Consider the following 14,314-nt stretch of genomic DNA (forward strand, 5'->3'; position numbering starts at 1 on the left):
GGCTGGACCGGCCGCGCGACCGCCGCCTCCCTGCTCGCGCTGACCGCGGTGGACAGCCGGGCCGCCAAGGTCCTGTACGACGCCGGCCGCTGAACCCGGCCCTGGCCCGTGAGTCTCCACGAGACTCACAGCAGGGGTCGGCGTGTCGGACGACCAGAAGCTCCGCACGGCACGCGCGTACGCCGCTGACGGGCGCGGCTGGAACGAGGTTGTGGTCGTCCGACGCGCCGCAGGAGCTGCGTGAGTCTCCGGGAGACTCACGGGCGAGCCGGCGACTCAGCCGACCAGGATCGGGATCAGCATCTCGGCCGGGGTGAGCGAGCCGTGGAGCCCGACCAGGGTGTCCTCGTAGGCGAAGTCGCGGCTGGACATCACCGCGGTGTCGTCGTGGCAGGCGACCATCACGTCGCCCAGGCGTGGCAGCACGCCCGGCGACACCGCGCCGAACCACCCACGCCCGATCGCCTCCTCGCGCGTCAGCACGGTGGCCCGGTCCCGCAGCACCTCGCGCCAGGTGGCCACGACGTCGGGCACGGCGCCGGCGGCGCAGTAGAGGTGGCGGAACCTGGCCTCCCCACCGAGGAGCGCGACGCCGTCGCGCATCCCGTCGACCTCGTCGACGTCGACCCGGGACTCACGGGGGCTGTCGACCATGCCGTGGTCGGCGACCACCAGCAGCCGGGTCGAGGCAGGCAGCGCCTCGCGCAGCTGCTCGGCCTCGGCGTCGACCATCGCGAGCTGCTGGAGCCACTGGGTGGAGGCGACGCCGAACTTGTGCCCGGTCCAGTCGAGGTCGGAGTCGTAGACGTAGGTCAGCGACGGCTGGTCGGCCGAGGCGGCGACGGTCGCGGCGATGCGCTCGCCCACGCGGTCCGCGCCGACGTACGTCGCCCCGCGCTGCGACGCGACGGTCAGTCCGGACCCGTCGAAGTCCCGCTTGTTGACCGAGGTCACGTGAACGCCCGCGTGCGCCAGCCGCCCGAGCGCCGTCGGGTGCGGCTGCCACTCGACGGGGTCGACGCCCTTGTCCCACCAGAGGTGGTTGAGCAACCGGTCGGTGCCCGGGATCCGGGCGGTGAAGCCGACGAGCCCGTGCGCCCCGGGCACCAGCCCGGTGCCGAGCGAGGTGAGCGAGGTGGCCGTGGTCGACGGCACGCCGGCGGTGCCGGTCGCGGCGCCGTCGAGGAGGGAGGAGAGGTAGGGCGCGGAGTGGGCGTAGCGGGTGAGCAGCTTCGCGCCCATCCCGTCGATGAGGAACACGACGTACGACGGCGCGGGCGGGAGCTCGAGGCCGACCGGGTGCCCGTCGAGGGCGACGCCGAGGGCGCGCGCGACCGACGGCACGACGTCGGCGAGCGAACGGTCGCCGTAGGCCGGCGGGGTGAAGCCCGCCGGCTCGGGAGCGGAGGTCACCGCCGGGTGCTCATCCGCGGGTGCGCACGGACAACGCCTCCGCGAAGGCGAGCAGGCCGGCCACGGCGTCTGCTCCCTCGGCGGCGGCAGACACCCGCAGCGTGTAGTCGTCGCCGGCCAGGGTGCCGGTGTAGCCGTGGTCCGCGTCGCAGCTCGGGTCCGAGCACGCGGCCGGCTCGAGGTCGAGCCGTCCCACGCCGCCCCAGCCGATGGTCAGCACCGCCTCGGCGGGCGGAGCGACGCCCTTGGTCGGGTTGGCCACCATGCGCGTCACCACCACGGTCCGGATGGACGTGAGGGTGACCGCCTCGGTGGTCGTCGAGGTGTAGGGCTCGGGCAGCAGGTCGTCGCCGGGGTGCTCGTCGGTGTGCGCGATCACCAGCCGGGTGGGCGTCAGGAGCAGCGCGGTCAGGTGACGGCGTACCTCCTCGTGGTCGAACGTCGTCTCGTGGTGGACGAAGTAGGACACGACCTCCTCGCCGCCGGCCGCAGAGAAGACGCCGTCGGCGACGACCTCGGGGTAGTAGCCGGTGCGTTGGATCGCCTTGCGGAGGTCGTGGGAGACGTCCGCGTCACGGGTGGAGCGGGGCATGGTGACAAGTCTGTCACGCCTCGGCCAGTCCGGCCTCAGTCAGGCAGGGTGTCCCCGGGCATCGTGCTGAGTCGTCGGACGAACCAGTCGGACCGCGGGTCCTTGACCGGCTCCACCCGCACGCTGGCCCCGAGCACGGTCGCGCCCTCCGCCCCGGCCAGCACGAGCGGCAGCTGCAGTGCGCGCACCTGCGGCAGGTCGTGCTGCAGCTGGGCCACCTGGCGCACGAGCCGCTCGATCTCGGCGACGTCGACGATCTCGCTGCCGCGGTAGCCGAAGAGCAGCGGAGAGGCCTTGATCTCGCGCACCATGTCCTGGGCGTCGTGGTCGGCGAGCGGCGGGATCCGGAACGACCGGTCGCCCAGCAGCTCGGTGAGCGGGCCCCCGATGCCGAAGGACAGGACAGGCCCGAAGAGCGGGTCCTCCATCGTCGCGATGGTGACCGGCACGCCCGGGGGCGCGTTGCGCTGCACGACGAACCCGGCATTGTCGGGGTCGGTGATCAGGCTGGTGAGCGAGCGCCAGGCCTGCGCCATCTCCTCGGGCGTGTCGATGTTGCGCCACACGTGGGCCAGGTCCGGGCGGTCGCGGAGGTGGTCGGCGGTGGCCTTGAGGACGACGTCCCAGCCCAGCGCATCGCCGGCAGTGGTGGCCTCGTCGAGGGTGGAGACGGCGTAGGTGTCCCACAGGTCGATGCCGTAGGCGGTGAGCAGGCGGTACTGCTCGTCGAAGTCGAGGTCGCGCCCCTCCGGGTGGCGCATCAGCACCTCGTTGACGAGGTGGCGGGCCGCGTCGAGGTCGTTGACGCCCGGCTCGACGAGCGGCGCCTGCGGCACGCGCAGCCATACGGCGTACTCCACGACGTGGGCGAGGGCGCGGACGGCGGCCTCGACGGCGGGGTACGACGGCACCGACCCGCGGCCGGCGCTGGAACCGGCGACGTCGGGCACTCGCAGCAGCTCGGGAACGCCCTCGGTGCCGAGGAAGGTCGAGACGATGGGCTTGTCGGACTGCTCACCGACGGCGGCGAGCACGTTGGCGACGTCCTCGCGGGCGCCGGCGACGTTGAGCGGCGGGATGAAGATCGCGACCACCGCGTCGACCTCGGGGTCGTCGATCGCGGCGTCGAGGGCGTCCTCGAAGTCCTCCGCGGTCGCGTCGGCACCGAGCGCCTCCTGCCGGTTCACGACCAGGCCGACCGAGTTGGCGGCGTCGGCCGCGAGCAGCCCGAGGGCGTCGGAGTTGCCGACGATCGCGACCCGGCGCCCGCGCGGCAGCGGCTGGTGGGCGAGCAGCTGGGCGACGTCGAACATCTCCTCGAGCGACTCGACCTGGATGATCCCCGCCTGCCGGAACATGGCGTCGACCGCCTCGCCCGGCGCCCCGATCTTGCGCACGGCGTGCCCCATCGGCACACCCTGGGAGCTGCGGCCCGACCGCACCGCGACGATCGGCTTGCGGCGGCTGACCCGGCGGGCGATGCGGGAGAACTTGCGCGGGTTGCCGATCGACTCGAGGTAGAGCAGCACGACCTCGGTGGCGTCGTCCTCCTCCCAGTACTGGAGGAGGTCGTTGCCGGACACGTCGGCGCGGTTGCCCGCGCTCACGAACGTGGTGAGGCCGAGTCCCCGGTTCTGCACCTTCTCGAGGATCGCCGAGCCGAGCGCACCGGACTGGCAGAAGAACCCGGCGCGGCCGCGCGGCGGCATCACCGAGGAGAGCGAGGCGTTGAGCTGGACGTCGGGGTCGGTGTTGATGATGCCGAGGGCGTTGGGGCCGATCAGGCGAAGGCCGTAGGAGCGGGACAGCCCGACCAGGCGCCGCTGCCGCATCCGGCCCTCCTCGCCGGTCTCGGCGAAGCCCGACGAGATCACCACCAGGCCGTGGACACCCTTGGCGGCGCAGTCGAGCACGACGTCCTGCACCGACTCGGCCGGTACGGCGACGATGGCGACGTCGACCTCGCCGGGGATGTCGCCCACCGACTTCCACGCCGGCATCCCCGACACCGAGTCGGCGCTGGGGTTCACCACGTGGATGCGGCCGGTGAAGTTGCCGAGGACGAGGTGGCGCACCAGCGCCCGGCCGATGGTGTCCTGCCGCCGGCTGGCGCCGATGATCGCGACCGACTTCGGCGAGAAGAACCGCTCGATCGAGGCGTACTCCGCCCGGTGCTCGCGCTGCTCCATCACGCCGAGCGCGGTGTCGGTCGGGTCGATCCGGAACACCAGCTCCATCACGCCGTCCTCGAACGTGCTCTTCACCTGGTAGCCGGCGTCCTTGAAGGTGTGGATCATCGCCTGGTTGTCGGGCAGCACCTCGGCGACGAACTCGTCGATCCCCCGCTCGCGGCCCGCCTGCGCGAGGTGCTCGAGCAGGAGCTGGCCGATGCCGCGGCCCTGGTGGGCGTCCTCGACGAGGAAGGCGACCTCGGCGTAGCCGGGCCGGATCATGTCGTAACGCCCGACGGCGATCATGTGCCCGGCCACGAGCAGGATCATCGCGACCCGGTCGCGGTGGTCGACCTGGGTGAACCGGTCGAGGTCGCGTTCGGAGAGCTCGGGCATCGGCGAGAAGAACCGGTAGTACTTCGACTGGTCCGAGACGCGGCTGTAGAACTCGACCAGCAGCTCGCGGTCCTCCGGCTGGATCGGCCGGATGTGGGCCGTCCGCCCGTCGCGCAGCAGGACGTCGGCCTCCCAGTGCCGGGGCGGCCGCGTCGTACGCACCTGGTCTGCAGCAGCGTCCGCTTCGGTCACGGCTGCAATCTATCGGGGCGCCCCTCTCGCTGGTCGAGTAGCCGAGCAGGAACGAGCGAGGCGTATCGAGACCCGACCCCTCCCTCGCTGGTCGAGTAGCCGAGCGAGGAACGAGCGAGGCGTATCGAGACCCGACCCCTCCCTCGCTGGTCGAGTAGCCGAGCGAGGAACGAGCGAGGCGTATCGAGACCCCTGTCCACAGATGCAGCCGCACACCTGTCGTCCGCCACGACCAGGATCGACGCTGGACCCATGACTGCCTACGTCTACATGCTCCGCTGCTCCGACGGTTCGTTCTACGTCGGCAGCACCCGCGACCTCGCCATCCGGCTGCACCAGCACCAGATCGGGCTGGGGGCCGAGTACACCAGCACACGCAGACCGGTCGAGCTCGTCTGGCACGAGGAGTACGAGAACGTCGGCCTGGCCTACTCGCGCGAGAAGCAGGTCCAGAACTGGAGCCGGCGCAAACGACTGGCCCTGGTCGACGGTGACTACGAGGGCCTGCCTGCGCTCGCGAAGAAGGACTTCTCCCGCCGTCGGCAGCCACCTCCGTCCCCGGTCGCGTAGCTGACAGCAGCCCATGTAGTCGTATCGAGACCCCCGCATCCGACCGAGGTCTCGATACGCCCGCTCGCTGGCGCTCGCGGGCTACTCGACCAACGAGGGTCAGCCCGCGGGCTACTCGACCACCGAGGGGTTCTCGGCGTGCCCCCGTCCTTCCGCGCGGTGGCAGCGGGGAGAATGGCGGACATGGCACGACGTACGAAGCAGGAGCCCCTCCCGGACGACTTCGAGGAGCACATCCTCGACACCGACATCCGCGACGAGATGCAGACGTCGTTCCTCGAGTACGCCTACTCGGTCATCTACTCGCGGGCACTGCCCGACGCGCGCGACGGGCTCAAGCCGGTGCAGCGGCGCATCCTCTACACGATGGACGAGATGTCGCTGCGGCCCGACCGCGGGCACGTCAAGAGCGCCCGCGTCGTCGGTGAGGTCATGGGCCGGCTGCACCCGCACGGTGACGGCGCGATCTACGACGCGCTGGTCCGGATGGCGCAGCCCTGGTCGATGCGGCTGCGCACGGTCGACGGCCACGGCAACTTCGGCTCGCCCGACGACTCCCCCGCCGCCATGCGCTACACCGAGTGCCGGATGGCGCCCGCCGCGGTCGCGATGACCGCCTCGATCGACGAGGACACGGTCGACTTCAAGCCCAACTACGACTCGCGCGAGATGGAGCCGGTCGTCCTGCCTGCGGCCATCCCCCACCTGCTGGTCAACGGGTCGGCCGGCATCGCGGTCGGCATGGCCACCAACATCGCCCCGCACAACCTCGTCGAGGTCGTCCAGGCGCTCAAGCACCTGATCACGCACCCCAAGGCGTCGCTCGACGACCTGATGCGCTTCATCCCCGGTCCGGACCTGCCCACCGGCGGCAAGATCGTCGGCCTCGACGGGATCCGCGACGCCTACGAGACCGGTCGCGGCACCTTCAAGATGCGCGCGACCGCCCGGATCGAGTCGGTGACCGCGCGACGCAAGGGCATCGTCGTCACCGAGCTCCCCTACGGTGTCGGCACCGAGCGGGTCATGGAGCAGATCAAGAAGCTGGTGCTGTCCAAGAAGCTCCAAGGCATCGCCGACATCAAGGACCTCAGCGACCGCGAGCACGGGCTGCGCCTGGTCATCGAGATCAAGAACGGCTTCGTCCCCGAGGCGATCCTCGAGCAGCTCTACCGCCAGACCGCGCTCGAGGACTCCTTCGGGATCAACGCCGTCGCCCTCGTCGACGGCCAGCCACGCACGCTGGGCATCAAGGAGATGCTCGAGGTCTTCCTCGGCCACCGCTTCGACGTCGTACGCCGACGCTCGACGTTCCGCCGCGCCAAGGCCGCGGACCGGCTGCACCTCGTCGACGGCCTGCTGATCGCGATCCTCGACATCGACGAGGTCATCCAGGTGATCCGCGGCTCCGACAACGCCGCCGCCGCCAAGGAGCGGCTGATCTCGGTGTTCGACCTCACCGAGGTGCAGGCCGACTACATCCTCGACATGCCCCTGCGACGCCTGACCAGGTTCAGCAAGCTGGAGCTCGAGAAGGAGAAGAGCGAGCTCGAGCGCACCATCGAGCAGCTCGACGCGATCCTGGCCGACGAGAAGCTCCTGCGGAAGGTCGTCTCCGACGAGCTCACCGACGTCGCCAAGGAGCACGGCACACCCCGCCGTACGGTCCTGCTCGGCGCCGCACCGGCCGTGACTGCGGCCTCGGCGGTCGAGGTCAGCGACGACCCCTGCTTCGTCCTGCTGTCCTCCACCGGCCTGCTCGCCCGCACCCGGGACGCCGATGCCCCCGGACGCGGCGGCGACCGGGCCAACCACGACGTGACGGTCTCCGCGGTCCTGTCCTCCAGGCGCGGCGAGGTCGGCCTGCTGACCAACCGCGGCCGGCTCGTCCGGCTGCCGGTCATCGACATCGGCGCCGAGCTGCCCTCGACCGCCAACGACCCCCACGTCGCCGGCGGCGTCCCGCTCAGCGAGCTCGTCGCCCTCGAGGCGGGCGAGCGGGCGCTCGCGCTCACCTCGCTGCGCACCGACGGCCCCGGCCTCGCGCTGGGCACGCGCGACGGCGTGGTCAAGCGGGTCAACCCGGAGGTGCTCAACCGCGACGAGTGGGAGGTCATCGGCCTCAAGGACGGCGATGAGGTCATCGGTGCCGTCGAGCTCGCCACCGGCGAGGAGGAGCTCTGCTTCATCTCCACCGACGCCCAGCTGCTCCACTTCTCCGCCTCCGGCGTGCGTCCACAGGGGCGCTCGGGCGGAGGCATGGCCGGCATCAAGCTCGGCTCGGGCCAGCGGGCCGCCTTCTTCGGCGCCTTCGACCCCGCCGACGCGGTCGTCGTGACGGCGTCCGGCTCCTCCACGGCCCTGCCCGGCACCGAGGCCGGCGCGGTCAAGGTGACGCCGTTCACCGAGTACCCCGGCAAGGGGCGCGCCACCGGCGGCGTCCGCAGCCACCGCTTCCTCAAGGGCGAGGACACCCTCGTCACCGCCTGGGCCGGCCCCGGTCCGGCCCGCGCGGCCGCGTCGAGCGGTGCGCCCGTCGACCTGCCCGAGGCCAACGGCAGGCGCGACGGCTCGGGCGTGCCTGCTCCGCAGCCCATCGCGGCGGTGGCCTCCCCGGTCGCGGCCCAGGTCGCGACCCGCGCGGCGTCGGGCACGGACGCCGGTGACGCAGCCGCCCCTGTGGAAGGCTGAGGCCATGCTCGCTCGCGCCCGCACGTCCGGACGGCTCACCACCACGGTCGCCGCCCTCGTCCTCGCCCTGCCCGTCCTGTCCGCCTGCTCGGGCGACGACGGTGGCAGCGGCGGAGGCGGTGGCGACGAGGGCCCCACTCCCGAGGAGGTGCTGGCCGAGGCGGCCGCGACCCTCACCGAGACGAGCGGCGTCGACCTCACCCTGTCCACGCCGACGCTCCCCGACGGTGTCTCCGGCATCACCAAGGCGACCGGCACGATCACCCAGGCGCCGGCCTTCGACGGCTCGATCACCGTGGTGTTCGGCGGCCAGACCGTCGACGTACCCGTCATCGCGGTCGACGACACCGTCTACGCCCAGCTCCCCTTCACCCCGGGCTGGAACAAGGTCAACCCCAAGGAGTACGGCGCCCCCGACCCCTCGAACCTCGTCGGCGAGGACGGCTTCGCGGGCCTGCTCGAGCAGACCGAGTCACCGGAGGCCGGGGAAAGCGTGCGCGGCGGTGCCGACAACACCGAGATCCTCACCACCTACACCGGCACGGTGCCGGGGTCGGCGATGAAGTCGATCATCCCGTCGTCCTCGGGTGACTCCTTCGACGTGGAGTGGCAGGTCACCGACGAGGGCGAGCTGCGCGAGGCCACGCTGACGGGTGTCTTCTACCCCCACGCCGAGCCGATGACCTACACCGTCGACTTTGCCGACTACGGCACCGAGAAGGACATCACCGCGCCGTGAGCACCGCCGCGGGCGAGGCAGTGGTCTCGCGCAGCTCGCGGCTGCTCCTCGCCATGGCAGCCGTCGCCGTGGCGTTCGCGGCGGCCGACACCTACGTCGTCGTGCTCGCCCTGCCCGACATGATGACCGGCGTCGGCGTGCCGATCGACCAGCTCCAGCGCGCGGCACCGATCGTCAGCGGCTTCCTCCTCGGCTACGTCGCGATGCTCCCGCTGATCGGCCGGATCGCCGACCTGCGCGGGCGGGTGCCGGTGCTGGTGATGGCGCTCGTGCTCTTCGCGCTGGGCTCCCTCATCACCACGGTGGCCTACGACATGCCGAGCATCGTGGCCGGCCGGTTCCTCCAGGGTGTCGGTGGCGGCGGACTGGTGCCGGCGACCCTCGCGCTGGTGGCCGACCTCTACCCCGTCGAGCGCCGCGGCGTCCCGCTGGGCGTGGTCTCGGCCGTGCAGGAGATCGGCGCGGTCCTGGGTCCGCTCTTCGGCGCGGCCGTCCTCGCCGTCGCCGACTGGCGGGCCATCTTCGCGATCAACCTCGCCGTCGGCCTCGTGCTGGCCGCCGCCATCCGCGCGCTCGCCCCGCAGCGGAGACCTGCGGGAGCACGTCGCCGGCCCGACCTCGTCGGGCTGCTCCTGCTGCTGGTCACCTTCGCGTGCGCGGCCGTCGTCTTCCTGCGCCCCGCCCCGCTGATGCGCGACCTGACGTGGGGACGGCTCTTCGTGCCGTTCGCCGGTGACGGCCGCTGGCTGACCCCGATCGGCATGGCGACCGTCGTCGCGCTCGTCCTGCTGCTGGCGTGGTGCTGGTTCGCGCCCCGCCCGCTGCTCGACCTGCGCGGCTGGATCCGCGTGCTCGTCGACGCCGACCTGGTCGGCGCCCTGCTGCTCGCCGCCGCGCTCGGCGGGGTGATCCTCGCGTTCGCGACCGCCGACCCGAAGATCGAGGTCTTCTCGCCCCAGGGCCGGTGGTACCTCCTCGGCGCGCTCGTGGCGGCGGCAGCGTTCACCTGGCACGTACGCCGTGCGGCGAACCCGCTGGTGCCGCGCGGCGCGCTGCGTCGTACGCCGGCATGGGGGGCGCTGCTGGTCAGCTTCTTCGTCGGTGCCGCGCTGATCGCCGCCCTCATCGACATCCCGCTGTTCGCCCGCACCACCGTCTACCCCGACGACCAGCTGCCCGCGGCGCTCGTGCTGGTCCGGTTCCTGCTCGCGCTGCCGGTGGGCGCCGTGCTCGGCGGCTACCTCATCCGCTTCCTCTCCCCCGGCCTCGTCACCGCGCTCGGCATGCTGCTCGCCGCGACCGGCTTCGTGCTGATGACCCGCTGGGGGCTCACGACGATCGAGGAGCCCATCGCCAACCTGGCCCTGATCACGGGCGGCCTGGGCTTCGGGCTGGCGCTCGCGCCGGTCAACGCGGCCCTGCTCGCGTCCACCGACGACGACGTCCACGGCGTGGCGAGCGCCTTCGTCGTGGTCGCCCGCATGGTGGGCATGCTGATCGGCATCTCGGCCCTCACCACGATCGGGTTGCGGCGCTACTACTCCGAGCAGGTCGCCGTGCCGCCGGTGCAGGACGTCTGCGACGGCAAGAGCCGGTGCAAGGAGTTCTCCGACCTGCTGCGGGTCGCGGGCATCGCCCAGGAGCACGCGGTCTTCTGGGGAGCCGCTGGGTGCGCGGTGGTGGCGGCCGTCCTCGCGCTCGTGCTGTTCCGGCAGGTGCGCCCGACGCGGCTCGCGGCGCGGGACGTCTTCACCGGCGGCGCCTGAGGGGCGCTAACCTGCCGGTCGTGAGCGACTTCGACGACCTCCTGCAGGCCAACCGCGCCTTCGCGGACACGTTCGACCTCGGCGGCTTCGACGGCAAGGCCCATGCCGGCATCGCCCTGGTCACCTGCATGGACTCGCGCATCGACCCGCTGGGCATGCTCGGGCTCAAGCACGGCGACGCCAAGATCTTCCGCAACCCCGGCGCGCGCGTGACCCCGCAGGCGCTCGAGGCCCTCGTGCTCGGCGTGCACCTGCTCAACGTCCAGCGCATCCTCGTGGTGCCCCACACCCGCTGCGCCATGGCCTCGTCCTCGGAGCAGGAGCTCCGGGTCAAGATCGGCGAGTCCGCGGGCGTTGACGCCAGCTGGGCGTCGTTCGGCGTCGTCACCGACCAGCTCGACCAGCTCCGTCAGGACGTCGCCAAGGTGCGCACGCACCCGCTCATCGGCGAGCGCGCCAAGGTCGGCGGCTTCCTGTACGACGTCGACTCAGGGCTGCTCACCGAGCACGTGTGAGTCGTCCGGCTCCCCGAGCGGTGAGTCAGACAGCTTTTTCGCTCCTCAGAACCTGCGTCACTCACCGCTCGACGACCGACAGCCGCCGACCAGCCACGGCCATTCCGCGGGATGGCTACTTGAGGGTCTGCTTGCCGCCGTGCAGCAGGGTGATGAGCTGGGCGACCTTGCCGTCGGTCGCGGCGTCGCGGGCGAAGGACGTCAGGTTCATCACCGGCGCGAACTTCTGCCGGGTGATCGCCTTGGCGTAGGTGAACTCCCTGAGCCCGTCAGCTCCGTGGATGCGTCCGAACCCCGACTGCCCGACGCCGCCGAAGGGCAGGGCCGGCACCGCAGCGAAGGAGATGACGGAGTTGACCGACGTCATCCCGGACCGGATGCGACGAGCGATCGACATGCCGTTGGCTCGGGAGAACACCGCGCCCGCGAGACCGTACTGGGTCGCGTTGGTGAGGCGCACGGCCTCCTCCATGCTGTCGACGGGGTTGATCGTCAGCGTCGGGCCGAAGGTCTCCTCGGTGATCGCCGTGGAGTGCTCGGGCACGTGGGTCAGGATCGTCGGCTGCACGAACCGCTCACCCACGGCGTCCGGGCCGCCGAGCGCCACCCGGGCGCCCTTGGCGACGGCGTCATCGATGTGGCTCCGGATGATCCCGAGCTGGGACGGCATGGTGATCGGCCCGATCTGGGCGGCGGAGTCGGGCGCGGCGCGCAGCCCCTTGGCCTGGGCGAGGATCTCGGTCATGAAGTCGTCGAAGACGTTGCGGTGCACGTAGACGCGCTCGGTGCCGGTGCAGGTCTGCCCGGCGTTGGCCATCCCGCCCCACAGCGCGGCCTCCGCCGCTTTGGTCAGGTCGGCGTCCTCGTCGACGATGAGCGAGTCCTTGCCCCCGGCCTCGATGACGACCGGTGTCAGGTTCTCGGCGCAGGCGGCCATGACCAGCTTGCCGGTCCTTCCGGATCCCGTGAAGGCGAGCTTGTCGATCCGCGCCCGGCACAGCGCGTTGCCGGTCTCGCCCAGGCCCGTGACCACCTGCAGCACGTCGCGGCCCTGCACCACCTCGCGGAACGAGTCGGCGAGCCACTGGCCGACACCGGGCGTGTACTCGCTGGGCTTGAACACGACCGCGTTGCCCGCGGCCAGGGCGTACGCGATCGATCCCATCGGGGTGAAGACCGGGTAGTTCCACGGCCCGATCACACCGACGACGCCGAGCGGGTGGTAGGCCACGGTGGCGGACTGGTTGGCCATCAGCAACCCGGAGCCGACCTTGCGTGCCCCGAGCACCTTCTTGGCGTTCCTGGCCGCCCAGGCGATGTGCTCGATGGCCAGGACGATCTCGAGCTGGGCGTCACCGTGCGGCTTCCCGGTCTCGCGGTGGGACAGGTCCGCGAGCTGGGCGATCCGGCGGGTGATCACCGAGCGCCAGGTGAGGAGGAGCTCTGCCCGCTCGTCGAACGACAGGTTGCCCCACCAGTCCACGGCCTCGCGGGCGCGGGCGACGGCGGCGTCGACCTCGGCCCGGCTGGTGACCGCGTGCGTGCCGACGACATCTCCGCTGGCCGGGTCGAGCGAGTCGAAGGTCTCGGTGGTTCCGTCCGCCGCGGTCGGCTCGAGGGTGGCGCTCATCGTGACTCCTTGAGGAGGTCCGCGCACTTCTCGCCGATCATGATGGTGGGGGCGTTCGTGTTGCCGCGCGGGACCCTCGGCATGACCGAGGCGTCGGCCACCCGCAGGCCCTCGACGCCGTGGACCCTCAGCTCGGGGTCGACCACGCTGCCGTCGACGGTGCCCATGGCGCACGTCGCCACGGGGTGGTAGAGCGTCTGGCCCAACCGCCCGATGCCGTCGACGATCTCGTCGTCGCTCGGGTCGGTCGACGCCGGGACCCACGGTTCGTCGACGAACCTCGCGATGGGACCCTGGCGCAGGACCTCCAGGGCCGTGCGGAAGCCACTGATCATCGCGTCGAGGTCGGCGCGGTCGTCGAAGTAGCCCGGATCGATCTCGGGGTGCCAGGCGGGGTCGGCCGAGCGCAACCTGACCTGGCCCGAGCTCTGCACGTTGACCAGCGTGATGGCCGTGGTGAGTGCGCGACGTACGGGCTCGTGCATGCCGTTGTCGTAGAAGCCGGTCGGCGCGACGTGCAGCTGGATGTCGGGCAGCGCGAGGTCGTCGCGGGAGGTGTAGAACGCACCCGCCTCTCCGACGTTGGAGCTCAGCGGCCCCTTGCCGGTCGCCTTCCACCTCACGAGGTTGCCCAGCCCCAGCATCTCCGCGATGTCGGTCGTGTCCTTGGTGTAGCTGAGGATGCCCGCAGCGGGATGGTCCTGCAGGTTCTGGCCCACCCCAAACGACTCGACGACGACGTCGATGCCCATGTCGCGCAGGTGGGCGCCGGGGCCGATGCCGGAGAGCATGAGCAGCTGCGGGCTGTTGATGGCACCACCGCTGAGGACGACCTCGGCGTCCGCCCTCGCCTTGAGGTGCTCGCCGCGGCGGGTGTAGGCGACACCGACGGCGCGGTTGCCCTCCAGCACGATGCGGGTCACGAAGGCCTCGGTGCGGACGACCAGGTTGGGGCGCGCGTCTGCCGGGTGGATGTAGGCGTCCGCGACGGACCAGCGCCGCCCCTTCCTGCACGTCACCTGGTAGAGGCCGACGCCCTCCTGCTCGGCGCCGTTGAAGTCGTCGTTGCGCTTGAGCCCGGCGGCGACACCCGCCTCGACGAACGCCGTGCTCAGCTCGTGGTCGTAGGTCCGGTCCTCCACGTGCAGCGGACCGTCGCTGCCGTGGAACGGGCCACCGAGGCGGGTGTTGTGCTCGGCCTTCCGGAAGTAGGGCAGCACGTCGTCGAAGCCCCACCCCGTCGCCCCGTAGGCGTCGCGCCACTCGTCGTAGTCGGCGTGGTTGCCGCGGATGTAGATCATCGCGTTCATCGAGGAGCAGCCGCCGAGCGCCTTCATGCGGGGCCAGTAGGCCCGGCRCCCGCCCAGGTGCTTCTGCGGGGTCGTCTCGTAGTTCCAGTCCCACCTGGTCTTGAAGAGCGCCGAGAAGGCGAGCGGGATGTGGATGTTGTCGTCGTCGTCGGCGGGACCGGCCTCGAGGAGGAGCACCCGGACGTCCGGATCCTCCGTCAGCCGCGCGGCGACCACGCCGCCCGCGCTGCCCGACCCGATGACGATGTAGTCGAACGTTTCGTCGGGCATGGGCTCCCTGTCGACAGCGGTGTGACGCGGGCCACAAACCTACGGCCGGTGAGATGGCG

At 71.6% G+C, this 14,314-nt stretch carries 10 protein-coding genes; 5 read left to right on the forward strand and 5 right to left on the reverse strand.

The features are described 5' to 3' along the window. Positions 1-276: 276 nt before the first annotated feature. From ACXJKB_RS14070 to ACXJKB_RS14080, 3 genes are read right to left on the reverse strand one after another with little or no spacing between them, the layout of a single operon-like run. Positions 277-1,413, reverse strand: a complete 1,137-nt coding sequence (locus tag ACXJKB_RS14070; RefSeq protein ID WP_457189351.1) for an alkaline phosphatase family protein — start codon at positions 1,411-1,413, stop codon at positions 277-279. A gap of 10 nt (positions 1,414-1,423) precedes the next feature. Further along, positions 1,424-2,005, reverse strand: coding sequence for a DUF5998 family protein (locus ACXJKB_RS14075; RefSeq protein WP_457189353.1), 582 nt, complete (start codon positions 2,003-2,005; stop codon positions 1,424-1,426). A 35-nt stretch (positions 2,006-2,040) separates the two neighbouring features. Next, positions 2,041-4,764 (reverse strand): bifunctional acetate--CoA ligase family protein/GNAT family N-acetyltransferase, encoded by a 2,724-nt coding sequence (locus ACXJKB_RS14080; protein ID WP_457189355.1) that lies wholly within the window; start codon positions 4,762-4,764, stop codon positions 2,041-2,043. Positions 4,765-5,016: 252 nt separating this feature from the next. On the opposite strand from ACXJKB_RS14080, the gene ACXJKB_RS14085 reads away from it, so the two are divergent. The 5 genes from ACXJKB_RS14085 (at position 5,017) to ACXJKB_RS14105 (ending at position 11,045) form a co-directional block, all read left to right on the forward strand. Then, on the forward strand, positions 5,017-5,334 hold the full coding sequence (locus ACXJKB_RS14085) for a GIY-YIG nuclease family protein (RefSeq protein ID WP_457189357.1): 318 nt from the start codon (positions 5,017-5,019) through the stop codon (positions 5,332-5,334). A gap of 183 nt (positions 5,335-5,517) precedes the next feature. Next, a complete protein-coding gene (locus ACXJKB_RS14090) occupies positions 5,518-8,025 on the forward strand; it encodes a DNA gyrase/topoisomerase IV subunit A (RefSeq protein ID WP_457189359.1) in 2,508 nt (835 codons plus the stop codon). A gap of 4 nt (positions 8,026-8,029) precedes the next feature. Continuing rightward, positions 8,030-8,764 carry an LppX_LprAFG lipoprotein gene (locus ACXJKB_RS14095; RefSeq protein WP_457189361.1) on the forward strand — a complete coding sequence of 245 codons (735 nt, stop codon included), beginning with the start codon at positions 8,030-8,032 and terminating at the stop codon, positions 8,762-8,764. Continuing rightward, on the forward strand, positions 8,761-10,530 hold the full coding sequence (locus tag ACXJKB_RS14100) for an MFS transporter (RefSeq protein ID WP_457189363.1): 1,770 nt from the start codon (positions 8,761-8,763) through the stop codon (positions 10,528-10,530). Before ACXJKB_RS14095 ends, ACXJKB_RS14100 begins: the two co-directional genes overlap by 4 nt. Before the next feature lie 20 nt (positions 10,531-10,550). Then, positions 10,551-11,045 carry a beta-class carbonic anhydrase gene (locus ACXJKB_RS14105; RefSeq protein WP_204811214.1) on the forward strand — a complete coding sequence of 165 codons (495 nt, stop codon included), beginning with the start codon at positions 10,551-10,553 and terminating at the stop codon, positions 11,043-11,045. A 115-nt stretch (positions 11,046-11,160) separates the two neighbouring features. Here the strand turns inward: ACXJKB_RS14105 and ACXJKB_RS14110 are convergent, their stop codons facing one another. Next, positions 11,161-12,675 (reverse strand): aldehyde dehydrogenase family protein, encoded by a 1,515-nt coding sequence (locus ACXJKB_RS14110; protein ID WP_457189365.1) that lies wholly within the window; start codon positions 12,673-12,675, stop codon positions 11,161-11,163. Beyond that, positions 12,672-14,255, reverse strand: coding sequence for a GMC family oxidoreductase (locus ACXJKB_RS14115; RefSeq protein ID WP_457189367.1), 1,584 nt, complete (start codon positions 14,253-14,255; stop codon positions 12,672-12,674). The genes ACXJKB_RS14110 and ACXJKB_RS14115 overlap by 4 nt, the downstream gene beginning before the upstream one ends. Between the last annotated feature and the right edge of the window lie 59 nt (positions 14,256-14,314).

Source organism: Nocardioides sp. P5_E3, from assembly GCF_054049275.1.